Below are 25138 nucleotides of genomic sequence, written 5' to 3'. Positions count from 1 at the left end.
CCGTGCTAAATCGTTATCCTTTATGGAAGTACATCATGCTGATCGTCGTATTACTGGTCGGCCTGTTGTATGCACTTCCAAACCTCTATGGTGAGGATCCGGCTGTTCAAATCACTGGTGAGCGGGGCGCCGCTGCCAGTGAGCAGACAATGGATCAGATCCAGACAGTACTTAAACAACAACATATCGATACCCGCTCTATCGCATTAGAAAATGGCGCAATCATGGCGCGTTTCGCTAATACCGATATTCAGTTGCGTGCGCGTGAAGCACTGGTTAACGCGTTAGGCAACAATTACGTGGTGGCGTTAAACCTTGCTCCTGCGACCCCGCGTTGGTTAGCCGCACTTTCGGCCGAGCCGATGAAACTTGGTTTAGACCTGCGTGGTGGTGTGCACTTCTTAATGGAAGTGGACATGGACACGGCTTTAGGCAAGCTACAAGAGCAAAATGCTGAAACGCTACGGGGAGACCTGCGTACCGCGAAACTCGGTTATACCTCTGTCGGTAAAATCGATAATTACGGTATTCAGATCCAGTTCCCTAATGCCCAAGCACGTGATGCGGCCGTAAGCTACTTAAGCCCGCGCCATCGTGACCTGGTGATTAGAAGCCGTGGCAGTAACCAACTTACCGCGGCCATGACCGATGCGCGCTTAAGCGAAGCCCGTGAATACGCAGTACAGCAAAACATCACTATTCTCCGTAATCGTGTTAACCAATTAGGCGTTTCTGAGCCACTGGTTCAGCGTCAAGGTTCGGACCGTATTGTGGTCGAATTACCGGGAATTCAAGATACCGCACGGGCTAAAGAGATTCTGGGCGCAACCGCGACACTGGAATTCCGCTTAGTGAATACCACGGTCGATCCCGCTGCTATTGCCGCAGGACGCGTCCCAGGGGATTCCGAAGTGAAGAGCATGCGTGATGGACAACCTGTTGTTCTTTACAAGCGTGTTGTCTTAACCGGCGATCACATTACCGACTCGACCTCTACGATGGATGAGTATAACCAGCCACAAGTTAACATCTCGCTAGACAGTGCGGGGGGTAACACGATGTCTGATTTTACTCGGAATAATATCGGCAAACCCATGGCGACATTGTTTGTTGAATATAAAGACAGCGGTAAAAAAGATGCCAACGGTCGTGCGATTCTAGCGAAACAAGAAGAAGTCATTAACGTGGCGAACATTCAATCTCGTCTTGCTAATAGCTTCCGTATCACTGGCATCAACAATCCAAATGAAGCGCATCAGCTCTCTCTGCTATTACGCGCTGGCGCACTAATCGCGCCGATTCAGATTGTTGAAGAACGCACCATTGGTCCAACCATGGGGCAACAGAATATCCAACAAGGCTTGCATGCATGCTTGTGGGGTGTTGCGGTGTCGATTCTGTTTATGCTGGTGTTCTATAAGAAATTCGGTGTCATTGCGACCACAGCGCTGATTGCAAACTTAATCTTAATCATCGGGATCATGTCTCTGTTGCCGGGTGCGACCTTGACTATGCCGGGTATTGCCGGGATTGTCTTGACCCTAGCCGTAGCGGTTGATGCCAACGTGTTGATTAACGAACGGATTAAGGAAGAGCTACGTAACGGGCGGACAGTACAACAGGCGATTCACGAAGGTTATCGTGGCGCGTTCTCCAGTATTGTCGATGCTAACGTGACAACGCTTATTACGGCTATCATTCTCTATGCTGTGGGTACTGGCTCTATTAAAGGGTTTGCGATTACGACAGCGATTGGGGTGGCAACCTCCATGTTTACGGCCATTGTAGGAACACGAGCGATTGTGAACCTGCTTTACGGCGGCAAACGTATCAACAAGTTGTCGATCTAAGGAGCCTGTTGTGGCACAAGAATATAGTATTGAACAACTTAACTATGGCCGTAAGGTGCATGACTTCATGCGCTGGGACAAGTTAGCTTTTACCCTGTCAGCGCTACTGTTGATTGCTTCTGCCATCATTATTGGTGTGCGTGGCTTTAACTGGGGACTGGATTTTACCGGCGGGACGGTCATTGAGATTACGCTAGAAAAACCTGGTGAATTGGATGTAATGCGTTCAGCCTTACAACATGCCGGCTTCAGCGATCCTCAAGTCCAAAACTTCGGTAGCAGCCGTGACGTGATGGTGCGCTTATCCCCGCATGATGGTAATGCAGGACAAGAGCTGGGAACCAAAGTTGTTAGCGAGATCAACCAAGCGACCCAGCAGACCGCAGTGGTTAAACGTATTGAATTCGTTGGACCGAGCGTTGGTAGTGACCTGGCACAGGCCGGCGCACTCGCACTGCTGGCTGCTTTGATCTGTATCTTGATCTATGTGGGCTTTCGTTTTGAATGGCGTCTTGCACTGGGGGCAGTATTAGCCTTGGCGCACGATGTTGTCATTACGATGGGTGTATTATCACTGTTCCATATTGAGGTCGATTTAACGATCATCGCGTCATTGATGTCAGTGATTGGTTACTCGTTAAATGATAGCATCGTTGTTTCTGACCGGATCCGTGAAAACTTCCGTAAGATCCGTCGTGGCTCGCCTTACGATATCGTCAATATTTCTCTGACTCAGACATTGAGCCGGACATTGATGACCTCGGCGACCACCTTGGTGGTGGTGTTGATGCTGTTTATCTTTGGTGGTGAGCTGTTACGTGGCTTCTCACTGACGATGTTAATTGGTGTCGCCATCGGTACTATCTCTTCTATCTACGTCGCGTCAGCGTTGGCGTTGAAACTCGGTATGAAGCGCGAACATATGTTAGTGCAGAAAGTCGAGAAAGAAGGGGCAGACCAGCCACGCATTCAGTAGAAATCGCGGCAATAAAAAAGGGACATGAAAATGTCCCTTTTTTTATGCTAAACGCTAAATGAATTACTGCAGAAAAGCAGGCTGCTTTGCTTCGTAATCCCCTATCGATGCTTCATGCTGCAGCGTAAGGCCAATACTGTCCAAACCGTTTAACATGCAGTGACGACGGAAGCTATCCAGTTCGAAAGTATAAACCTTATCGCCTACCTGAATCGTCATCGCTTCTAAATCAACGGTAAAATTAATACCAGGATGTTGCTCAACAAGTTGGAACAGCTCGTCAATCTGTGCTTCGCTTAATTTGACCAAAAGCAGTTGGTTATTAAAGCTATTGCTGTAGAAAATATCAGCGAAAGAGGGCGCGATCACCACACGAAAACCGAAGTCGGTTAAGGCCCACGGCGCATGCTCACGCGACGAGCCACAGCCGAAGTTTTCACGGGTCAGTAAAATACTGGTCCCCTTATACAGAGGCTTATTCAGGACGAAATCTGGATTAGGGATTTTGCCCGAATCATCGATAAAGCGCCAATCATTAAACAGATGCTGACCAAAACCTGTGCGGGTAACTTTCTGTAGAAACTGTTTTGGAATGATCGCATCCGTATCGACATTGGCCGCATCTAAAGGCGCAACCAGTCCGGTATGTTGAGTAAATTTAATTGCCATGATGCAGATCCTCAGTTCAAGGTACGGATGTCAGTGAAGCGACCGGTAACGGCGGCTGCGGCTGCCATGGCGGGACTGACTAAGTGAGTCCGTCCACCACGTCCTTGACGCCCTTCAAAGTTACGGTTACTGGTTGATGCACAACGTTCTCCTGCATTCAGGCGGTCGTTGTTCATGGCTAAACACATTGAACAGCCCGGTAAACGCCATTCAAATCCCGCTTCTAGGAAGATTTTATCTAAGCCTTCTTCTTCAGCCTGCGCTTTAACCGGTCCAGAGCCTGGGACCACCATAGCAACGATACCCGGTGCCACTTTACGCCCTTTGGCAATCGCAGCCGCGGCGCGTAAGTCTTCGATTCGCGAGTTAGTACAAGAACCGATAAAGACTTTGTCGATTGCGACATCCGTTAAGCGGACGCCTCCCTCAAGGCCCATATAGGCTAACGCTTTCTCCGCTGAAGCGCGTTCGACCGGGTCACTGAACTCTTCTGGACGTGGGATAGGCTGATCAACAGCGATAACTTGCCCTGGGTTGGTTCCCCAAGTGACTTGTGGAGCGATCTCTGCCGCATCCAAGGTGACGACAGCGTCAAACTTGGCGTTATCATCAGATTTTAAGGTTTTCCAGTAAGCAACGGCTTCATCCCATTGCTCGCCTTTCGGCGCAAACTGACGGCCTTTTAAGTATTCAAAGGTTGTCTCATCCGGCGCGACCAAGCCCGCTTTAGCCCCTAACTCAATGGCCATATTACACAGCGTCATACGACCTTCCATGCTTAGCGCTTCGATCGCTGCACCACAGAATTCCACAACATAACCGGTGCCTCCGGCGCTGCCGGTTTTGCCGATAATGGCTAGTACGATGTCTTTCGCTGAGATACCGCCAATGGCAGAACCCGTGACTTCGATCTTCATCGTTTTTGCCCGACCTTGTTTCAAGGTTTGGGTCGCCATCACGTGCTCAACTTCTGATGTACCAATACCGAATGCTAAAGCACCAAAGGCTCCGTGGGTGGCGGTATGCGAGTCACCGCAGACAATGGTCATCCCCGGTAAGGTAATTCCTTGTTCTGGGCCGATAACGTGAACGATACCTTGGAAGGGGTGATTTAAGTCGTACAGACTGACCCCAAACTCGGCACAGTTCTTGATCAGCTCTTGCATCTGGATACGTGCCATCTCACCGGACGCGTTAATATCACGTGTTTCTGTCGAGACGTTATGGTCCATCGTCGCGAAAGTTTTTGATGGCTGACGCAATTGACGGCCGTGAGCGCGTAGCCCGTCAAAGGCTTGTGGTGAGGTCACTTCGTGAACTAAGTGACGGTCAATGTACAGGATAGGCGTCTCTTGTGGCGCCTCGTAAACGACATGTGCATCAAATAACTTCTGGTATAAGGTTTTGCTCATTTTATTATTTTTCCTCGGCAATATACCGGGCAATGATGTTACCCATCTCATCAGTACTGACTGCTTGACCGTCACCGGCTAAGTCATGAGTACGGTGTCCCGCAGCCAGCGCCTTGCTGATCGCGTTTTCGATCGCTTCTGCCGCGTCACCTTGTTGTAAGCTATAACGCAGTAACAATGCTAGTGATAAAATTTGTGCAATCGGGTTAGCGATATTTTTTCCGGCGATATCAGGGGCCGATCCGCCTGCGGGTTCGTATAGTCCGAACCCTTCTTCATTCAGACTGGCAGAAGGCAGCATACCCATCGAACCGGTAATCATCGCACACTCATCAGACAGGATATCGCCGAATAAGTTGGAACATAACAGTACGTCGAATTGAGAAGGATCCTTAATCAGCTGCATCGTGGCGTTATCGATATAGATGTGTGATAACTCGACGTCTGGATACTCTTTCGCAATTTCAGTGACCGTTTCACGCCATAAAATCGACGATTGCAGTACGTTCGCTTTGTCGACGGAGGTGACTTTATGGCGACGTTTGCGCGCTGACTCGAACGCTAAGCGAGCGATACGCTCGATCTCATAGCGGTGATAAATTTCGGTATCGTAAGCGCGCAGCTGATCGCCGCTGCCTTCACGGCCTTTCGGTTGACCGAAGTAGATACCACCTGTTAATTCACGGACACATAAAATATCGAATCCCCGTGCGGCAATATCGCTGCGCAGAGGGCAATAAGCCTCTAACCCCTTATACAGGGCTGCAGGGCGCAAGTTACTGAACAGTTTAAAGTGTTTACGTAAAGGAAGCAGGGCACCACGTTCAGGTTGATCGCTCGGCGGCAAGTGTTCCCATTTAGGCCCTCCGACAGAACCAAACAGGATGGCATCTGCTTGTTCGCAGCCTGCTACGGTTGCAGCAGGAAGCGGAGAACCATGGTTATCGATGGCAATACCGCCGACATCAAAATGCTGAGTGTTGATCTGAAAGCCAAAACGCTGGCTGACCGCAGCCAAGACTTTTTCAGCCTGGGCCATCACTTCAGGACCGATTCCATCACCGGGTAAAACCGCAACATTATACTGAGTCGACATAATTACACTGTTTCCTTAATTTCAGTCTGAGACTTACGCTTTAATTCTTGCTCGACCTGACGTGCACGCCAAATCGTGTTTAATGCATTCACCATCGCCTTCGCGGAAGACTCGACGATATCGGTAGCTAAGCCAACGCCATGGAATTTACGGTCGTTATATTTCACGACGATGTCCACTTGGCCCAGCGCATTCTCACCTTGGCCTTTGGCGGTTAATTTATAATTAACTAACTCGATCTCTAATCCCGAGATGCGGTTGATTGCTTGGTAAACCGCATCGACAGGGCCATTACCGGTGGCAGCTTCTTCTTTGATTTCAGCGCCTATCGCTAATTTTACTGATGCGGTCGCCGTGATACTTGCCCCAGACTGTACCGTGAAGTCATGCAGTACGAAGTGATCGCTCTCATCGGCTTGATTATTAATGAAAGCTAACGCCTCCAAATCGTAATCGAATACTTGGCCTTTCTTATCGGCTAATTTTAAGAATGCCTCATATAAGGAGTCTAAATTGTAATCTTGTTCTTGATAACCCATTTCAGCCATACGGTGTTTTACTGCCGCGCGGCCAGAACGTGAAGTCAGGTTCAATTGAACTTGGTGTAAGCCGATCGATTCTGGCGTTAAGATTTCGTAGTTTTCACGGTTTTTCAACACGCCATCTTGGTGGATCCCTGAGGAGTGAGCAAAGGCGTTGCTACCCACCACGGCTTTATTCGCAGGGATAGGCATATTACAAATCTGGCTAACAATTTGGCTGGTACGGTAAATTTCTTGGTGATTAATGCCGGTTTGGACGTTCATCATGGCATGACGCGTTTTAATCGCCATAATCACTTCTTCTAAGGCACAGTTACCTGCACGTTCGCCTAAGCCATTTAAGGTCCCTTCAACCTGACGCGCACCAGCCGTTACGGCGGCCATCGCGTTGCCGACGGCCATACCTAAGTCATCGTGAGTATGAACAGATAAGATCGCCTTATCGATGTTCGGGACACGTTGGATTAATGAAGAGATGATGTTGGCGTATTCGTGCGGCAGGGTGTAGCCGACGGTATCAGGAATATTAATGGTGCGGGCACCGGCATTGATTGCGGCTTCGACGACGCGACATAAATCGTCAATTGGGGTACGGCCACCGTCTTCACAGGAAAACTCGACATCATCAGTATAGTTGCGTGCACGGCGAATCATGTATTCCGCACGCTCAATCACCTCTGGCAGGGTCGAGCGCAATTTGGTTTCAATGTGCATCGGAGAGGTGGCTAAAAAGGTGTGAATACGGAAAGCGTCAGCCACTTTTAAGGATTCGTATGCCGCGTCGATGTCTTTCTCGACACAACGGGCTAAGGCGCAAACACGGCTATTTTTGATGGTACGGGCAATGGTTTGGACCGATTCGAAGTCACCGGGAGAGGAGACAGGGAAACCGACTTCCATTACGTCGATTTTCATCCGCTCTAAAGCCAGCGCGATCTGTAATTTATCTTTAACGCTTAAACTCGCCTGTAATGCTTGCTCACCGTCGCGTAATGTTGTGTCGAAGATAATGACTTGCTGGCTCATAATTTGCTTCCTTAAATTCTTATATTTGATGGCCTTAGCGCATAAAAAAACCCGCGCTGTTCGGCGCGGGTTTTTCAGTTCGTTCAGGCTTTAATCTTTATTCGTTTTCGCCCACAGAACAACCGCGCTGATATTTAGCGAGGAGGAGGAGTTCTGTGAGTGCAGTGAAACGAATCATTATTAAAGCCTATAGAATCTGTGTGTCCTTATATTGGTACGTGAATTGGCGGGGCATGTCAACGAAAAATTAACTTGGTCGCGAATAGGCAAGTCACCGTTAAGTTAGCGGAATATCAATCTTTCATCTGCAATTTTAAGCTTATGATTTTTATACATTAAATCCATATAAACGATTTTATGATAGATGATTATTCTGCGTTAATGTTCATATGTGGGGATTTAGTTTGCTGTAATAATCTTATGCGATATAGCTGACTTAAGGTATTTGAAGATTTCTCTGTTGAGATATTTTCTTTATTTTTCGCTGAGTGGCGTGTATCAAACTCCATCTGATTAATTGTTTAGTTTTTTTATTAGGTCGATAACGAAAATCCTAGAATAATTCTCTATTCATTTCGCGGGTAAATTTTTTTCACTTATTTTCCCTGCCGGGAATTTAAGCGGTATGTTAACGTAAGAAAGCTTCCACTCAGTAAAAAATAAAATGATCGACCCTTCTGGGGAGTGGAAGTGGCAAGCGTATATTTTCTTATCACTGTGACAGTAATCAGTTGTATGAGTGTGAAGCCGGAGGCAGTAATGCAGATGTTGTCAGGAGCAGAAATGGTCATTCAGTCACTGATTGATCAAGGCGTAAAACAGGTGTTCGGTTATCCCGGTGGAGCGGTACTGGATATTTATGATGCGATTCAAACAGTGGGTGGCGTCGACCATATATTAGTGCGTCATGAGCAAGCTGCGGTGCATATGGCTGATGCCGTGGCGCGTGCAACAGGCGAACCTGGGGTGGTACTCGTCACATCTGGCCCTGGCGCAACCAATGCTATTACCGGAATTGCGACGGCCTATATGGACTCCATTCCGATGGTTGTCCTCTCCGGACAAGTTGCGTCCTCCTTAATCGGCAGCGATGCGTTTCAAGAGTGCGACATGATTGGTATCTCAAGACCGATCGTTAAACACAGCTTCCTAGTCAAACGTACCGAAGATATTCCTGAGATGATTAAGAAAGCGTTCTGGTTAGCCTCAACCGGGCGTCCGGGACCGGTGGTCATCGATCTCCCTAAAGATATCTTGAATCCTGCGGTGAAACTCCCTTATCACTGGCCAGAAAGCGTAAGCCTACGCTCTTATAATCCTACGGTACAAGGGCATAAAGGGCAGATTAAACGTGTGCTAAGCACGCTGCTGGCGGCGAAGCAGGCCGTGATTTATGCTGGTGGCGGGGTGATTACCGCTCACGCAGAATCGGCGTTAAAAACGCTGGCGGAAACATTACATTTACCGGTCACTACGACCCTAATGGGATTAGGCTGTTTCCCTGGAACACACCCGCAAAGTGTCGGCATGTTGGGAATGCATGGGACCTATGAGGCAAATATGACTATGCACAATGCAGACGTTATCTTTGCGGTAGGTGTGCGTTTCGATGACCGGACGACCAATAATATTGCCAAGTATTGTCCGGATGCCACGGTGATCCATATCGATATCGATCCAGCATCGATTTCGAAAACCGTTAATGCGGACGTTCCTGTTGTCGGCGATGCCCGTCAAGTACTGGAACAGATGGTCGAATTACTCGATAAAACACCGCCTCCTTCTGCCACACTGAGTGCTGAATGGTGGGCGAAGATCGATCAGTGGCGTGCGCGTGATTGTCTCGCTTACTCCACGGAAGGCGAAAAAATCAAACCGCAAGCGGCTATTCGCACCTTATGGAAGTTGACCAAAGGGCAAGCCTACGTCGCGTCGGATGTGGGTCAACACCAGATGTTTACCGCATTACATTATCCGTTCGACCACTCACGGCGTTGGATCAATTCCGGCGGCCTTGGCACGATGGGCTTTGGCCTACCTGCAGCATTGGGTGTGAAGTTATGCTTACCCGATGAGACGGTCGTTTGTGTGACGGGGGATGGCAGTATTCAGATGAATATCCAGGAGTTGTCTACCGCGTTACAGTATGAATTACCTATTTTAGTCCTGAACCTGAATAACCGTTACTTGGGCATGGTTAAGCAGTGGCAGGATATGATCTACTCCGGGCGTCACTCACACTCTTACATGGAATCTTTACCGAACTTCGTCAAAATTGCCGAAGCATATGGCCATGTAGGGATCGCGATTAACTCTCCGGATGAGCTGGAAGCTAAGCTGCAACAAGCTTTGGACTTGGTAGCAAAAGGCCGTTTGGTGTTTGTTGATGTGATGGTGGATGGCAGTGAGCACGTGTACCCGATGTTGGTTCGTGGCGCTGGAATGAACGAGATGTGGTTAAGCAAGACGGAAAGGAGTGAATAATGCGCCGGATATTGTCAGTGTTACTTGAAAATGAGTCTGGGGCGTTATCGAGAGTGGTCGGCCTTTTCTCTCAACGCGGCTATAACATCGAAAGCTTAGCCGTGGCACCTACTGAAGATCCAACGCTATCGCGCATTACGATCCAAACCATCGGCGATGAGAAAGTGTTGGAGCAGATCGAGAAACAACTCCATAAACTGGTTGATGTGTTACGGGTCAACGAGCTGGGTCAGTCAGCGTTCGTCGAGCGTGAAGTTATGCTGGTCAAAATTATCGCGGAAGGTGCTGCGCGTGAAGAGATCAAACGTTGTGCCGATATTTTCCGTGGCCAAATTGTCGATGTCAGCCCGCGTTTCTATACCGTACAGCTAGTAGGGAGTGCAGAAAAACTGGATGCATTCCTAACTGCGGTACGCGCGGTGACCGAGATTGCAGAAGTTGTCCGTTCGGGCGTTATCGGTATTTCACGCGGTGATAAAACCCTCAATTAATCCTCGTTAAGGGAAAGACTGATAAGGTCTTTCCCTGTCACACCTGTTGCCTGTTACCAACTGGATAAGGTATATAGTCTTAGGGCCTTAATACGAGTCTCCTAAGTCGGTAGTGAAGAGCGAGGGTAGGGTGAAACTAGACGAAATTGCACGACTGGCGGGGGTTTCTAGAACCACCGCGAGTTACGTTATTAATGGTAAGGCTAAACAGTATCGCGTTAGCGATAAGACCGTTGAAAAAGTCATGGCGGTTGTGCGGGAGCATAACTATCATCCCAATGCGGTGGCTGCCGGCCTGCGAGCAGGAAAAACACGCTCCATCGGGCTGGTCATTCCTGATCTTGAAAACACCAGTTACACGCGTATTGCGAAACATCTTGAACGTCACGCTCGTCAACAAGGCTACCAATTGCTTATCGCCTGTTCGGAGGATCAACCGGACAACGAGATGCGCTGTATTGAACATCTTCTACAACGCAAGATCGATGCTCTTATTGTCTCAACGTCGCTCCCTGCCCAGCATCCCTTTTATCAACGTTGCGCTGAACGCCAATTACCGGTCATTGCGTTAGACCGGCCTTTAGATCAGCGGTTATTTAGTAGTGTGGTTGGCGCAGATCGTGAAGACGCCTTTGCCTTAGCCCAAGCGCAACGTCAGCAATCGATTGATAATATTCTTTTCTTTGGTGCGCTTCCCGAGCTATCGGTGAGTTTTCTACGGGAGCAGGGTTTCCGTGAGGCGTGGAAAGAGGACGCTCGCCAACCGCAATTCTTGTACAGTGATAGCTTTGACCGTCAACGTGCAGCACAACAATTTACCACCTATCTGCAACAACATCGCTTACCCGCCGCGATCTTCACCACATCGTTTGCGTTACTCCAAGGCGTTATGGATGCCTGCTTATCGACACTTGGCGAGCTTCCCTCGACTCTCTCAATCGCTACCTTCGGTGATCATGAGCTTTTAGACTTTCTTGCTTGCCCTGTGCTGTCTGCAGGGCAGCGTCATCAAGATATTGCTGAGTGCGTACTAGCATTGGTCTTAAAAACTCTTGAACAGAATGAGGATCGAGAATTAGGAATTACCACCATTTCTCGGCATCTGCATGCTCGAGGAGCATTGGTCCGTACGACGCATTCACAGTGAACCCCAGTATATTGGTAAAAATTATTGTATAATCATCGGCCGAAGTGGCTGAGAACTTAGTTTTTACAAAGCATCTCTTCAAATATGGATTATTCCGTATCATTGATGTGTCTTACGCTATAAATCATTGAGTTAGCTGAATCCCTGCCTAGAAATACGATTTTTCACTACAAAAAAAGCCAGAGATAACAGGAAATATTCCGTGGCAACAGTCAAAGCCGCTTGACAAGCTTTTCCTCCGCTCCGTAAACTCGCTTTGTGGGAAAATGTGGGGCAAAGTGGTGTTTTTTTCCAAATATAAGGGCTTATCATGTTCCGTGGGGCCAACCCTGTAAATCTAGACAGTAAAGGACGCTTCGCGATGCCCGTGCGCTATCGTGAGCAACTTTATGAATTGTCTGAAGGGAATATGGTCTGCACGATTGATATTCATCAACCTTGTTTACTGCTTTATCCCTTACCGGAATGGGAACGGATTGAGCGTAAATTAGCGAATCTCTCTTCGATGAATCCAGCCGAACGACGTATACAGCGCTTACTGCTGGGGCATGCGACAGAAGGGCAGCTTGATGCTGCGGGACGGTTACTATTGACCGCTCCCTTACGCACTCACGCCACATTAACCAAACACATTATGTTGGTCGGCCAATACAATAAATTTGAGCTTTGGGACGAACAGACTTGGTATGACCAAGTCAAGCAAGACATTGAGGCTGAGCAACATGCTCAGGGTGTATTATCTGAGCGTTTGCAGGACTTATCGTTATAATGACGTCTGACAACTTTAAACATACTACCGTACTGCTCGACGATGCCGTCAGCGGGTTAAATATTCAGCCAGAAGGTATCTATATTGATGGTACCTTTGGTCGTGGAGGACACTCCCGATTAATCCTTTCTCAGCTGGGTGAAAAGGGGCGTTTGATCGCTATCGATCGCGATCCACAAGCCATCGCGGCAGCCGAGCAAATCGACGACCCACGCTTCTCTATTATTCACGGTCCTTTCTCGCAGTTGGGTGACTACGTAGAGTCTTTAGGGCTGGTGGGAAAAATCGATGGGATTTTGCTTGATCTCGGCGTTTCTTCTCCGCAACTTGATGATGCGGAACGGGGATTTTCCTTTATGCGCGATGGGCCGCTGGATATGCGGATGGACCCTTCACAGGGGGAATCTGCGGCACAGTGGCTGATGCGTGCCGCCGAAGACGATATTGCCTTTGTGATCAAAACCTATGGTGAAGAGAAATTCGGTAAACGTATTGCGCGCGCTATCGTCGAGCGTAATCGCTTAGCGCCGATGACGCGGACCAAAGAGTTAGCCGAGGTCATTGCGGCGGCGATGCCGGTTAAAGACAAGCATAAGCATCCTGCAACCCGAAGTTTCCAAGCGATACGCATCTGGATTAATAGCGAGTTAGAAGAGATAGAGCGAGCCTTAGCTTCTTCTATCAAAGCGCTAGCCCCAAAAGGGCGACTGTCGATCATCAGTTTCCACTCTCTTGAAGACCGTTTGGTGAAGCGCTTTATGCGTACCCATAGCCGCGGCGTACAAGTGCCAGCAGGTGTACCCATGACTGAGGCGCAAATACAGGCGCTGGGGGGAAGGGAACTTCGCTCGCTGGGTAAATCGGTACCAGGCCCGGCAGAAGTGGCCGAAAACCCTCGTGCACGTAGCTCGGTTTTACGCATCGCAGAAAGGAGTGAAGCGTGATTAATAATGAGCGTCATAGCTTACCCGCCGTTATTGGCGGGGATCTGTTACGGCATGGAAAACTCCCCATTATCCTTCTTGTCGCCGTGTTAGTGACCTCCATTATGGTGGTGATTACGACACAAAAAACACGTCTACTGACGGCACAACGCGAACAGATGGTGTTAGAGAAAGACTCGCTAGATATCGAATGGCGAAATTTGATCCTTGAAGAGAATGCCTTAGGGGATCACAGCCGTGTCGAGCGTTTAGCAGTCGAAAAACTGCATATGCAGCATGTTGACCCTTCTCAGGAACATATAGTGGTTCAACCATAGGGATAGAAAACTGATGGCCGGCGCAAAGAAAACGCTGAAAACAAAAAAGCAAGAAATCAAAGCCAACTTTATTCGTTGGCGTTTTGCATTGTTATGCGGCGGAATACTGCTGGCGTTGGTCGGCCTGCTTTCTCGTGTCGCCTGGCTGCAAGTGGTGAAACCTGAGCGCTTGGTGAAAGAGGGCGATATGCGCTCGTTGCGCGTGCAATCTGTTCCGAGCTCACGCGGCATGATCAGCGACCGTAATGGTCGACCGCTCGCGGTGAGTGTACCCGTCAGTGCAATTTGGGCCGATCCAAAAGAGGTTAATGCCCACGGCGGTATTGGTTACGATAATCGCTGGAAAGCGTTGGCTGATGCCTTGTCGCTGTCTCTTGACCAACTTTCCTCACGGATAAATGCTAACCCGAAAGGCCGCTTTGTGTACCTTGCTCGACAAGTGAATCCAGCGGTCAGTAGCTATATTCAGAAATTGAAGTTACCGGGGATTAACTTACGTGAGGAGTCCCGCCGCTACTATCCAGCAGGGCAGGTGGCTGCGCATTTGATTGGCTTTACCAATATTGATGGTCAAGGGATCGAAGGCGTCGAAAAAAGCTTTGATAAATGGCTAACGGGTACACCTGGCGCACGTATTGTGCGCAAAGATCGCCAAGGTCGAGTGATTGAAGATATCTCGTCGACCGATAGCCGTGTGGCGCATAATCTGACCCTGAGTATTGATGAGCGACTGCAGGCGCAAGTTTATCGCGAGCTGAACAATGCCGTAGCGTTTAACAAAGCGGAATCAGGAACGGCTGTTCTGGTCGACGTAAACACGGGGGAAGTGCTCGCAATGGCGAACAGCCCAGCCTACAACCCGAATAATCTCAGTAATACCCCGCGTGAAACCATTCGTAACCGTGCGATCACCGATATTTTTGAGCCAGGATCAACCGTAAAACCGATGGTAGTGATGACAGCCCTCAAGCGGGGAGTGGTGCATCCTAGCAGTGTATTAAATACTGTACCCTATCGGATTAATGGCCATGAAATCAAAGATGTCGCTCGTTATAATGAATTAACCTTGACGGGTGTGCTACAGAAGTCGAGTAACGTTGGGGTATCCCGTTTAGCCTTGGCCATGCCATCGTCTGCACTGGTCGAAACCTATTCCCATTTCGGATTAGGGCAGCCGACCAATCTTGGATTAGTGGGCGAAAGTAAAGGTATTTATCCGCATAAACAGCGTTGGTCTGATATCGAACGTGCGACGTTCTCCTTCGGCTATGGGTTGATGGTGACGCCGCTACAACTGGCTCGCGTCTATGCCACTATCGGCAGTTATGGTATTGCTCGCCCGCTATCGATTACCAAAGTTTCCCCTCCCGTTGCCGGAACACGTGCCTTCGATGAGGCGACGGTTAAGACAGTGGTTCATATGATGGAAAGTGTGGCGCTCCCCGGTGGCGGTGGCGTCAAAGCAGCGATTAAAGGCTATCGGATTGCGATTAAGACCGGTACCGCCAAAAAAGTTGGCCCAGATGGCCATTATGTGAACAAGTATATTGCGTATACCGCCGGGGTTGCTCCCGCCAGCCGCCCTCGATTCGCCTTAGTCGTGGTCATTAACGATCCACAAGGTGGAAAATATTATGGCGGGGCTGTCTCGGCACCGGTATTCGGTGCCATTATGGGAGGGGTATTACGCACAATGAATGTTGAGCCAGATGCCCTGGCAACAGAAAATAAAGAATTGACCAGCGAGGGATCAAGTGACCGATCGTAACCTACAAGAGGTGTTAGCACCTTGGGTACCTAACGCTCCTGCACTAATGCTTAAGGCGATGACGCTTGATAGTCGTCATGTTACGGCTAGCGACCTTTTTGTCGCTGTCGTCGGTCACAGTGTGGATGGACGAAAATATATTTCCCAAGCCATTGCACAAGGCGCTGCAGCGGTGGTCGCCGATGCACAAGATGTTGCGAAAGATGGCGAAATCCGTGAAGTCGAGGGAGTTCCGGTTATCTATCTCGCTCAATTATCGGAGCGCTTATCCGCGCTAGCGGGGCGCTTTTATTGTCGACCTGTCGACGCGATGCGAATTGTTGGCGTGACGGGAACGAATGGTAAAACCACTATTACGCAGCTGCTGGCACAGTGGGTAACCTTACTGGGTGAATCCAGCGCGGTAATGGGAACCGTCGGAAATGGCCTGTATGGGCAGCTGGTCGAGAGCGAAAATACCACTGGTTCGGCGATCGATATACAGAGAACGCTGGCAGAATTTTCCGCGCAGCACGTCAACTTAACCGCGATGGAAATTTCATCTCATGGCTTAGTGCAGCATCGTGTTGCGGCGCTACCTTTTTCCGCAGCAATCTTCACTAACCTAAGTCGTGATCATCTTGATTACCACGGCGATATGGAAAGCTACGCAGCCGCAAAATTATCGCTCTTTACGGAGCATCAGGTTGGCGTCAGCGTTATTAATGCGGATGATGAGATAGGCCAGCAATGGCTAACTCAGCTGACGGATGCGGTTGCCGTGAGTGCGCGTGGACTCAGCCTATCGCAACGCCATGGTCTGTGGCTAACCGCCACGGCAATCACCTATCATGAAGAGGGTGTAGCGATTCAATTCGACTCCGCATGGGGCTCGGGCGAATGTGTCAGTGCGTTAATCGGTGAGTTCAATGTCAGTAATGTATTATTAGCCTTGGCTACGCTGTTGGCATTGGGATATCCCTTAGCGCAATTACTTGCCACGGCGTCTCGACTGTCACCGGTCTGCGGGCGGATGGAAGTGTTTAAACAGCCTGGACATGCTGTTGCCGTAGTGGATTATGCTCATACCCCCGATGCCCTACAAAAGGCCTTAGAAGCGGCACGCCGCCACTGCCAAGGCCAACTTTGGTGCATCTTCGGTTGCGGCGGAGACCGGGACCGAGGCAAACGCCCACTGATGGGCGCGATCGCAGAAGAATTCGCCGACCGTGTCGTCATTACCGATGATAATCCACGCAGCGAAAATCCTGCCGCGATCACTCAAGACATTCTATCTGGACTGATAGACGCGAGCCATGCACAAGTGATTGCCGGCCGTGCTCAGGCCATCGCCAACGTCTTTCAACAGGCTACAGAACAAGACATCGTATTGATTGCTGGAAAAGGCCATGAAGATTATCAGATTATTGGTCATCAGCGACTTGATTACTCAGACCGTGCAACGGTCGCAACTTTATTAGGAACGATGGCATGATCCCAGTAACGAGTGAACAACTCGCGCTGATCACTGCAGGTGAGCAGGTGGGTAGAGACGTTACGCTGAGTCATATCACCACCGATACGCGTGAGATTGTCGAAGGTAGCTTATTCGTGGCATTAATCGGTGAACGATTTGATGCACACCAGTTTGCGGAGCAAGCCATCAACGCGGGAGCCAGTGCGCTTCTGGTAAGCCGTCGATTAGATATTGCCGCTACGCAAATCGTGGTAGAGGATACACGAATCGCCTTCGGTAAAATCGGTGGCTGGGTACGTGAAAACGTCTCGGCGAGAGTCGTTGGTCTGACCGGCTCATCCGGGAAAACGTCGGTGAAAGAGATGACCGCCGCGATCTTGAAACAGTGTGGCGAAACGCTCTACACCGCAGGAAATCTTAATAATGATTTCGGTGTACCGATGACCCTTTTGCGCCTCACGCCGGAGCACCGCTTTGCGGTAATCGAGATGGGGGCAAACCATCAAGGGGAAATTGCCTACACCACGCATTTAGTGAAGCCAGAGGTAGCGCTAGTCAATAACCTTGCTGCCGCACACTTAGAAGGTTTCGGATCAATAGAAGGTGTGGCGAAAGCCAAAGGTGAAATTTTCCAAGGCTTAGCACCGCAAGGTATTGCGATTCTCAATGCAGAGAGTAATGACCGCGATAATTGGCAACCCGTCTTGGCGGACAAACGCGTTCTTACCTTTTCTGCTGCAGAGCAGGGGAGGGATGATTATTACGCCACAGACGTCACCTTTACGGTTGAGGGAACCCGCTTTTGTTTACATACACCTGAGGGCGATTGTCAGGTGCTTCTGCCGCTCCCTGGGCAGCACAATATTGCTAACGCACTCGCTGCTGCGGCACTGTCGCAATCCGTCGGTGCATCGTTGGACGCAATCAAACAGGGCCTTGCGACATTAACCGCCGTGCCTGGTCGTCTTTATCCGATCAAATTATCGCAATCGGTACTGTTACTCGATGACTCCTATAACGCAAACGTGGGATCAATGACTGCAGCGGCGCAGGTGTTGGCCTCGATGCCGGGCTACCGGATCATGATTGCGGGAGATATGGGGGAACTAGGGAGTGATACCGAATCCTGTCACCGTCAAGTCGGTAAAGCACTGCATGACGCTGGCGTCGATAAAGTGTTCACCGTGGGGCAATATAGCCAGTGGATCGCGCAAGAGAGCCAAGTCGGAGAAATCTTCGCCAGCAAGTTGGCGCTAACAGAGCGGGCGCGTGAATTAATTCAGGAACATCAGGTTGTAACGCTATTAGTGAAAGGATCACGCAGTGCTGCAATGGAAGAAATCGTTATGTCATTACAGGAGAAAGACGCATGTTAGTTTGGCTAGCCGAGCATCTGGCTAAATTTTATTCAGGATTTAACGTCTTCTCGTATTTGACGTTTCGCGCCATTGTCAGTTTATTAACGGCTTTATTTATCTCGTTATGGATGGGGCCACGGCTCATTGCTTGGCTGCAGAAATTACAGATCGGCCAAGTCGTTCGTAACGATGGACCCGAGTCACACTTCAGTAAGCGTGGGACGCCGACCATGGGGGGGATAATGATCCTGACCTCCATTACCATTTCGGTGCTGTTATGGGCGTACCCTTCTAACCCCTACGTATGGTGTGTGCTCGTGGTACTCATTGGCTACGGCATCGTGGGCTTTGTCGATGATTATCGTAAAGTTGTCCGTAAAGATACCAAAGGCCTGATCGCCCGTTGGAAGTATTTCTGGCAATCAGTGATTGCTCTGGGGGTGGCTTTTGCCCTTTACGCAATTGGCAAAGATACGCCCGCGACACAATTAGTGGTTCCTTTCTTCAAAGATATTATGCCGCAGTTAGGTCTGCTCTATCTATTCCTGACCTACTTTGTGATCGTTGGCACCAGTAATGCCGTCAATTTGACCGATGGACTGGACGGCTTAGCGATTATGCCAACCGTATTTGTCGCAGCCGGATTTGGGCTAGTCGCATGGGCAACGGGTAACGTGAACTTTGCGGACTATCTGCATATCCCTTATCTGCGTCATGCAGGCGAGTTAGTGATTGTCTGTACGGCGATTGTCGGTGCGGGACTCGGCTTCTTATGGTTTAACACTTACCCAGCACAAGTGTTTATGGGTGATGTCGGTTCATTGGCGCTCGGTGGTGCATTAGGCACCATTGCCGTCTTACTGCGTCAAGAGTTCTTACTGGTCATTATGGGCGGCGTATTCGTAGTCGAGACGCTGTCGGTAATTTTACAGGTAGGCTCGTTCAAATTACGTGGGCAGCGTATCTTCCGTATGGCACCTATCCACCACCATTACGAGTTAAAAGGCTGGCCTGAGCCGCGCGTCATTGTGCGTTTCTGGATCATTTCATTAATGTTAGTGTTGATCGGTCTCGCCACCCTGAAGGTACGTTAATTATGGCAGATTACCAAGGTAGAAAGATTGTTATCGTCGGCTTAGGCATTACTGGCCTGTCTTGTGTTGAGTTTTTCTTGGCGCGCGGCGTAGTGCCCAAGGTGATCGATTCGCGTAGCAATCCTCCTGGTATCGATAAACTGCCTGAAAAGGTTGAGCGTTGGGTAGGCGACATAAATAAACAGTGGTTAGTCGAGGCTGACCTCATCGTACTCAGTCCCGGTATAGCGCTGTCACATCCCGCTATTAGCGACGCTGCGGCAGAAGGGATCGAGATTGTGGGGGATATCGAATTATTCTGTCGCGAAGCGCAGGCCCCTATCGTGGCGATCACCGGCTCGAATGGAAAAAGCACAGTCACTAGCTTAGTGGGTGAAATGTCTCGTGCGGCAGGATGGCAAACCGCCGTCGGCGGAAATATTGGTCTTCCTGCACTCTCCTTATTGAATCCTCAGGTTCAGCTCTATGTCCTTGAGTTATCCAGTTTTCAATTGGAGACCACTCAAAGTCTACAAGCTAGCGCAGCCACTATTTTAAATGTGACAGAAGACCATATGGATCGCTATCCACTTGGTTTCCAACAATATCGTGCGGCGAAGCTGCGTATTTACGAGCAGGCTAAGCACTGTATCGTCAATGTTGACGATGCGATGACGATGCCGGTCCGTGGCGTCGATCGGCGTTGTATCAGCTTCGGTGTAACCTTTGGCGACTACCACCTTAATCAGCAACAAGGTCAGACCTGGTTGCGCGCCAAGGGCGAGAAAGTCCTTAATAGCGATGAAATGCACCTGACTGGCCAGCATAACCTCACTAACGCGTTAGCCGCGTTAGCGCTGGCGGAAGCAGTTGGCGTACCGCGTGCGAGCTGTTTGAAAGCCTTAACGACCTTTACGGGATTGCCGCATCGCTACCAGTTGATCCATCGAAATGCGGGTGTTGAGTGGATCAACGACTCGAAAGCGACCAACGTTGGCAGTACCGAGGCGGCTCTTAAGGGCCTCCAGTGCCAAGGCACATTATGGTTACTTCTTGGGGGCGATGGTAAGTCTGCTGACTTTTCACCTTTAGAGCGGTTAATACAAGGTAACAATATAAAGGTTTACTGTTTTGGCCGAGATGCGGAATTGTTGTACGCGCTACGTCCTGAAATTTCTGTCCACGTCGACACGCTTGAGGATGCTATGCACGCGATCAGTCAGCAGGTGAAAAAAGGGGATGTTGTGTTACTTTCACCCGCCTGCGCCAGTCTCGATCAATTTAAAAACTATGAACAGCGTGGCGAACGATTTGCGGCGCTAGCGAAGGAGTTGGGCTAATGCATATCCCGGGTCTGAGGCTCTTAGGGCGCGGTGTTGCTGCGCTTTCAGAACGGATACAAGATTGGGTAATGGGATCACGGGAGAGTGATACGTCTTCTGTGGTGCTGTATGACCGGACGTTGTTATGGTTAACCTTTGGGTTAGCGATCATCGGTTTTGTGATGGTGACCTCGGCATCAGTTCCGGTCGGGCAGCGGATGAACGATGACCCGTTCTATTTCGCTAAACGCGACGCCTTCTATCTGGGGCTAGGTTTCGCCATTTCACTGATTACTTTACGTTTGCCCATGTCGTTCTGGCAGAAATACAGCAATGTAATGCTGCTCCTTTCTGTTGTCATGTTGTTAGTGGTCTTAGTGGTGGGAAGCTCGGTAAACGGTGCTTCGCGGTGGATTGCCTTAGGACCATTACGTATTCAGCCTGCAGAATTTTCTAAACTCTCGCTCTTTTGTTACCTCGCCAGTTATTTGGTCAGAAAGGTGGACGAAGTACGAAGCAACCTATGGGGCTTTTTAAAACCCATGGGGGTAATGGTCATTCTCGCGGTACTGCTCTTGGCACAGCCGGATTTAGGGACGGTTATCGTACTGTTCGTGACAACCTTGGCGATGTTATTTCTAGCTGGCGCTAAGCTGTGGCAGTTCTTGGCGATTATCGGCTGTGGATTGTTCTCAGTTGTCTTGCTGATCATGGTTGAGCCATACCGGATGCGACGCGTCACTTCTTTCTGGAACCCTTGGGCCGATCCTTTTGGAAGCGGTTACCAGTTAACGCAATCTTTAATGGCATTTGGCCGCGGTGAGTTCTGGGGACAAGGGCTTGGTAACTCCGTACAGAAATTGGAATACCTGCCTGAGGCGCATACCGACTTTATCTTTGCGATCATCGGTGAAGAACTTGGCTATTTTGGTGTGGTTCTCGCGCTATTGATGGTATTCTTTGTGGCATTTCGTGCGATGTCGATAGGACGCAGGGCGCTAGAACTTGATCAGCGTTTCGCTGGCTTTTTAGCCTGTGCCATTGGTGTTTGGTTCAGTTTCCAAGCCTTAGTTAACGTTGGTGCGGCAGCGGGTATGCTACCGACCAAAGGTCTGACCTTACCGCTTATTAGCTACGGTGGATCGAGCTTAATTATTATGTCCACAGCGATAGTCCTGCTGCTGCGTATAGATTTTGAAACGCGCTTAGCGAAAGCCCATGCGGTAACCCGAGGTAATCGATGAGTAGTAAAAAACTGATGGTCATGGCGGGCGGAACCGGAGGACATGTTTTCCCTGGCTTAGCAGTGGCCCATCAATTGATGGAAGAAGGGTGGGAAGTCCGTTGGCTCGGCACCGCTGACAGGATGGAAGCTGATTTAGTGCCTAAGCATGGCATTGCGATCGACTTCATCAAAATTAATGGATTGCGTGGTAAAGGTGTTAAAGCGCTTTTACAAGCCCCCTGGCGTATCTTCTCAGCTTGGCGTCAAGCGAGAAAAATTATTAACCAGTGGCAGCCTGATATTGTGTTAGGGATGGGTGGCTATGTTTCCGGCCCCGGCGGGTTAGCCGCGTGGAGTTGTGGTGTACCTGTTGTTCTGCACGAGCAAAACGGAATAGCAGGCCTTACAAACCAATGGCTGTCTAAAATTGCTCGCAAGGTTATGCAAGCCTTCCCTGGGGCGTTCCCCAATGCGGAGGTGGTGGGTAACCCAGTGCGTAAAGATGTTTTGGCACTGCCTGCACCGGATCGCCGATTCCAAGAAAGGGAAGGGCCACTCAGAGTGCTGGTGATGGGGGGGAGCCAAGGCGCGCGTATCCTGAATCAGCAATTGCCCGAAGTCGCACAAGCGCTAGGGGAAAAAGTAACGATTTGGCACCAGACCGGTAAGGGTAACCAAGCAGAGGTTGAACAAGATTATCGTCAGCGCGGTGTCGGTCATCATAACATTACAGAATTTATCGATGATGTGGCTGAGGCCTATGCTTGGGCGGATGTGGTGGTGTGCCGTTCCGGTGCGTTAACGGTCAGTGAAATTGCGTCAGCGGGGGTCGCGGCAATCTTTGTGCCTTTCCCGCATAAAGACCGCCAACAGTATTGGAATGCGTTATCGCTTGAGAAAGCGGGGGCAGCTGTCATTTTAGAGCAGCCGCAGTTTACCGCTCAAGCGGTTATAGAGTGCTTGCAAAAGTGGGATCGTGAAACGCTACTGGGTTACGCCGAAAACGCACAGAAGACAGCTGTTCCGGACTCAACCCAGCGTGTCGCACAAGCCATTAAAGATATCGTTGCTCATTAATTTAGGGGTGAAGTTTTCATCCCTCGTAAGGTATAGGTAAGAAGTTATTCATGAATACTCAACAATTAGCAAAGTTACGCTCTATCGTGCCGGAAATGAGACGTGTAAAGCACATCCATTTTGTAGGTATTGGTGGCGCAGGTATGGGCGGTATTGCTGAAGTGTTGGCCAATGAAGGGTATCAAATTAGTGGTTCTGATTTGGCACCTAACGCGGTAACGAAACACCTGACAGGCCTTGGCGCGACGATCTACTTCAACCATAGCCCAGAAAATATTCAAGGGGTCAGTGTGGTTGTGGTATCAAGCGCGATTGCTGAAGATAACCCAGAGTTAGTGGCGGCAAGAGATTCCCGTATTCCGGTTATCCGTCGTGCGGAGATGCTTGCGGAATTGATGCGTTTTCGTCATGGCATCGCGATTGCTGGGACACACGGTAAAACGACAACGACCGCCATGGTTTCCAGTATTTACGCTGAAGGCGGATTGGATCCGACGTTTGTAAACGGTGGCTTAGTGAAAGCAGCCGGAACGCATGCGCGTTTAGGAAGTAGTCGCTATTTGATTGCCGAAGCGGATGAGAGCGATGCCTCTTTCTTGCATCTCCAACCGATGGTCGCGATAGTGACGAATATTGAAGCCGACCATATGGATACTTACCAAGGTGACTTCGAAAATTTAAAACAGACCTTCATTAACTTCTTACACAATCTGCCTTTCTATGGCCGTGCTGTGTTATGTGTTGACGATGAAGTGGTCCGTGAATTACTGCCTGATGTCGGCCGCCAAGTGACGACTTATGGCTTCAGTGATGATGCAGATGTTCGCCTAGCAGACTATCAGCAGCAGGGTGCGACAGGACGTTTTACCGTCTATCGTCAGGATAAGCCTGAGATGGTCGTGACGTTAAATGCCCCGGGACGCCATAATGCCCTTAACGCCGCTGCCGCCATTGCGGTAGCCACGGAAGAGGGGATTGAGGACTGCGATATCTTAGCCGCCTTGGAGAGCTTCCAAGGCACTGGGCGCCGCTTTGATGTGTTGGGCGATTATGCCACCGATAAGGTCAGCGAGATCAGCGGTAGCGCTATGCTGGTGGATGATTATGGGCACCATCCAACAGAAGTGGATGCCACAATCAAAGCTGCACGAGCAGGCTGGCCAGATAAGAAATTAGTGATGGTGTTTCAACCCCATCGTTACACCCGAACTCGCGACTTATTTGACGATTTTGCCAATGTTCTCTCGAATGTTGATGTATTGTTGATGCTGGATGTTTATTCTGCCGGCGAGTCGCCGATTGCTGGGGCGGATAGTCGAGCACTGTGTCGTTCAGTTCGCTCTCGCGGAAAAGTCGATCCAATTTTGGTGACGGATCAAGACGCGTTACTGGAATTCTTGGCACCGACCCTAAGCGGTAATGATCTTGTGCTTTTACAAGGTGCTGGTACTGTGGGGCGTATTGCCCGTCAGTTGGCGGAAAACTGGGAAGTGCCGGCGGAATAGGCTAAGGGCTAACCGGATCGAACATTTAGGAGGCCTTATCTGACTTTGTGGCCTCCTAGAAAGCAATACACGACCTCTAGTGGTGAGTTGTTATGCTGGAATCGATACCGAGCACATTATGACCCTAGGTTTAGCTGATCGGGATTCAGGTGTTTATTGATTAATGCCGTTTATGAAGAAAGCGACAACTTATCGGCTAATGATTAACGTGATTCATCGTTTTCGACAGCGGAAAGATGATTAATCAATATTTGGTGGTTTTTTAGGCGGCAATGAAGCTTGGTTGCAATAATTAGTGACAAAATATTGCCATCAATACAGATTCAGACTATTAATGAATTTTATGATTATAATGCAAAATATCTTTCTGATGAGAAACGATATTTTTTCCTTCACAGTAGATTGTTGGTGAAGTGTACAATTAGCGTCATTATGCATGGTCAGACTGACCAGCCCTAGGCTGCCAAGGAAGGTAAATATGACTACTCAGCGCAATAGCAAAGGTCAATTTCAGCTGGATGAAGGGGAAACTGTACTTATTTTAAACGAGTACAACTTAATCCCATTGGCAGCTAAGCAAGCAGAAAATCAGATCACGCTGCTTGTCCAACAGATTCTGGAGTAAACAGAC

At 49.5% G+C, this 25138-nt stretch carries 21 protein-coding genes; 17 read left to right on the top strand and 4 right to left on the bottom strand.

Going from position 1 to position 25138, the window contains the following annotated elements:
- The first annotated feature begins 2 nt into the window (after positions 1-2).
- On the top strand, positions 3-1850 hold the full coding sequence (gene secD, locus HGT71_RS03460; RefSeq protein WP_099822587.1) for a protein translocase subunit SecD: 1848 nt from the start codon (positions 3-5) through the stop codon (positions 1848-1850).
- A 10-nt stretch (positions 1851-1860) separates the two neighbouring features.
- Entirely contained in the window at positions 1861-2826 is a 966-nt protein-coding gene (secF, locus tag HGT71_RS03455) for a protein translocase subunit SecF (RefSeq protein ID WP_099822586.1), read from the top strand.
- A gap of 63 nt (positions 2827-2889) precedes the next feature.
- Here secF and leuD read toward each other — a convergent pair whose 3' ends face one another.
- Genes leuD through leuA form a run of 4 tightly spaced genes read right to left on the bottom strand, consistent with a single transcriptional unit; the run spans position 2890 to position 7571 of the window.
- On the bottom strand, positions 2890-3495 hold the full coding sequence (leuD, locus tag HGT71_RS03450) for a 3-isopropylmalate dehydratase small subunit (RefSeq protein ID WP_214216631.1): 606 nt from the start codon (positions 3493-3495) through the stop codon (positions 2890-2892).
- Positions 3496-3506: 11 nt separating this feature from the next.
- Positions 3507-4907 (bottom strand): 3-isopropylmalate dehydratase large subunit, encoded by a 1401-nt coding sequence (gene leuC, locus HGT71_RS03445; RefSeq protein ID WP_214216630.1) that lies wholly within the window; start codon positions 4905-4907, stop codon positions 3507-3509.
- 4 nt (positions 4908-4911) lie between these two features.
- Positions 4912-6003: a 3-isopropylmalate dehydrogenase gene (leuB, locus tag HGT71_RS03440; RefSeq protein ID WP_214216629.1), complete on the bottom strand. Its 1092-nt coding sequence runs from the start codon at positions 6001-6003 to the stop codon at positions 4912-4914.
- 2 nt (positions 6004-6005) lie between these two features.
- A complete protein-coding gene (gene leuA, locus HGT71_RS03435) occupies positions 6006-7571 on the bottom strand; it encodes a 2-isopropylmalate synthase (RefSeq protein ID WP_214216628.1) in 1566 nt (521 codons plus the stop codon).
- Between the two features lie 759 nt (positions 7572-8330).
- On the opposite strand from leuA, the gene ilvI reads away from it, so the two are divergent.
- The 15 genes from ilvI to HGT71_RS03360 all read left to right on the top strand — a co-directional run bounded on the left by ilvI (position 8331) and on the right by HGT71_RS03360 (position 25132).
- The gene (ilvI, locus tag HGT71_RS03430) at positions 8331-10055 is read left to right on the top strand and encodes an acetolactate synthase 3 large subunit (RefSeq protein ID WP_214216627.1); all 1725 of its coding nucleotides are present in this window, start codon (positions 8331-8333) and stop codon (positions 10053-10055) included.
- Complete coding sequence (gene ilvN, locus HGT71_RS03425) at positions 10055-10546, top strand: acetolactate synthase small subunit (protein ID WP_048911500.1); 492 nt, start codon at positions 10055-10057, stop codon at positions 10544-10546. Before ilvI ends, ilvN begins: the two co-directional genes overlap by 1 nt.
- Positions 10547-10676: 130 nt before the next feature.
- The gene (gene cra, locus HGT71_RS03420) at positions 10677-11693 is read left to right on the top strand and encodes a catabolite repressor/activator (protein ID WP_214216626.1); all 1017 of its coding nucleotides are present in this window, start codon (positions 10677-10679) and stop codon (positions 11691-11693) included.
- Between the two features lie 310 nt (positions 11694-12003).
- Entirely contained in the window at positions 12004-12462 is a 459-nt protein-coding gene (gene mraZ, locus HGT71_RS03415; RefSeq protein WP_214216625.1) for a division/cell wall cluster transcriptional repressor MraZ, read from the top strand.
- The gene (gene rsmH, locus HGT71_RS03410; protein WP_214216624.1) at positions 12462-13406 is read left to right on the top strand and encodes a 16S rRNA (cytosine(1402)-N(4))-methyltransferase RsmH; all 945 of its coding nucleotides are present in this window, start codon (positions 12462-12464) and stop codon (positions 13404-13406) included. The genes mraZ and rsmH overlap by 1 nt, the downstream gene beginning before the upstream one ends.
- Entirely contained in the window at positions 13403-13723 is a 321-nt protein-coding gene (gene ftsL / locus HGT71_RS03405) for a cell division protein FtsL (RefSeq protein ID WP_048911504.1), read from the top strand. Before rsmH ends, ftsL begins: the two co-directional genes overlap by 4 nt.
- A 13-nt stretch (positions 13724-13736) precedes the next feature.
- Entirely contained in the window at positions 13737-15491 is a 1755-nt protein-coding gene (gene ftsI / locus HGT71_RS03400) for a peptidoglycan glycosyltransferase FtsI (protein ID WP_048911505.1), read from the top strand.
- Positions 15478-16965: a UDP-N-acetylmuramoyl-L-alanyl-D-glutamate--2,6-diaminopimelate ligase gene (murE, locus tag HGT71_RS03395; protein ID WP_214216623.1), complete on the top strand. Its 1488-nt coding sequence runs from the start codon at positions 15478-15480 to the stop codon at positions 16963-16965. The genes ftsI and murE overlap by 14 nt, the downstream gene beginning before the upstream one ends.
- A complete protein-coding gene (murF, locus tag HGT71_RS03390; protein WP_214216622.1) occupies positions 16962-18323 on the top strand; it encodes a UDP-N-acetylmuramoyl-tripeptide--D-alanyl-D-alanine ligase in 1362 nt (453 codons plus the stop codon). Before murE ends, murF begins: the two co-directional genes overlap by 4 nt.
- Positions 18317-19399 carry a phospho-N-acetylmuramoyl-pentapeptide-transferase gene (mraY, locus tag HGT71_RS03385; protein WP_048911508.1) on the top strand — a complete coding sequence of 361 codons (1083 nt, stop codon included), beginning with the start codon at positions 18317-18319 and terminating at the stop codon, positions 19397-19399. The genes murF and mraY overlap by 7 nt, the downstream gene beginning before the upstream one ends.
- A 2-nt stretch (positions 19400-19401) precedes the next feature.
- A complete protein-coding gene (murD, locus tag HGT71_RS03380) occupies positions 19402-20718 on the top strand; it encodes a UDP-N-acetylmuramoyl-L-alanine--D-glutamate ligase (RefSeq protein ID WP_214216621.1) in 1317 nt (438 codons plus the stop codon).
- A complete protein-coding gene (gene ftsW, locus HGT71_RS03375; RefSeq protein ID WP_099822576.1) occupies positions 20718-21944 on the top strand; it encodes a cell division protein FtsW in 1227 nt (408 codons plus the stop codon). The genes murD and ftsW overlap by 1 nt, the downstream gene beginning before the upstream one ends.
- Positions 21941-23002 (top strand): undecaprenyldiphospho-muramoylpentapeptide beta-N-acetylglucosaminyltransferase, encoded by a 1062-nt coding sequence (murG, locus tag HGT71_RS03370; RefSeq protein WP_214216620.1) that lies wholly within the window; start codon positions 21941-21943, stop codon positions 23000-23002. Before ftsW ends, murG begins: the two co-directional genes overlap by 4 nt.
- 50 nt (positions 23003-23052) lie before the next feature.
- Positions 23053-24507, top strand: coding sequence for a UDP-N-acetylmuramate--L-alanine ligase (gene murC / locus HGT71_RS03365; protein ID WP_214216619.1), 1455 nt, complete (start codon positions 23053-23055; stop codon positions 24505-24507).
- Between the two features lie 478 nt (positions 24508-24985).
- Positions 24986-25132, top strand: a complete 147-nt coding sequence (locus HGT71_RS03360) for a hypothetical protein (protein WP_214216618.1) — start codon at positions 24986-24988, stop codon at positions 25130-25132.
- The last annotated feature ends 6 nt before the right edge of the window (positions 25133-25138 follow it).

It is taken from the genome of Rosenbergiella epipactidis, from assembly GCF_018494055.1.
In the GTDB taxonomy this organism is placed as follows: Bacteria; Pseudomonadota; Gammaproteobacteria; order Enterobacterales; family Enterobacteriaceae; genus Rosenbergiella; species Rosenbergiella epipactidis.
The sequence above is the reverse complement of the archived record's forward strand: the minus strand, read 5'-3'. Positions and strand labels throughout refer to the sequence as shown.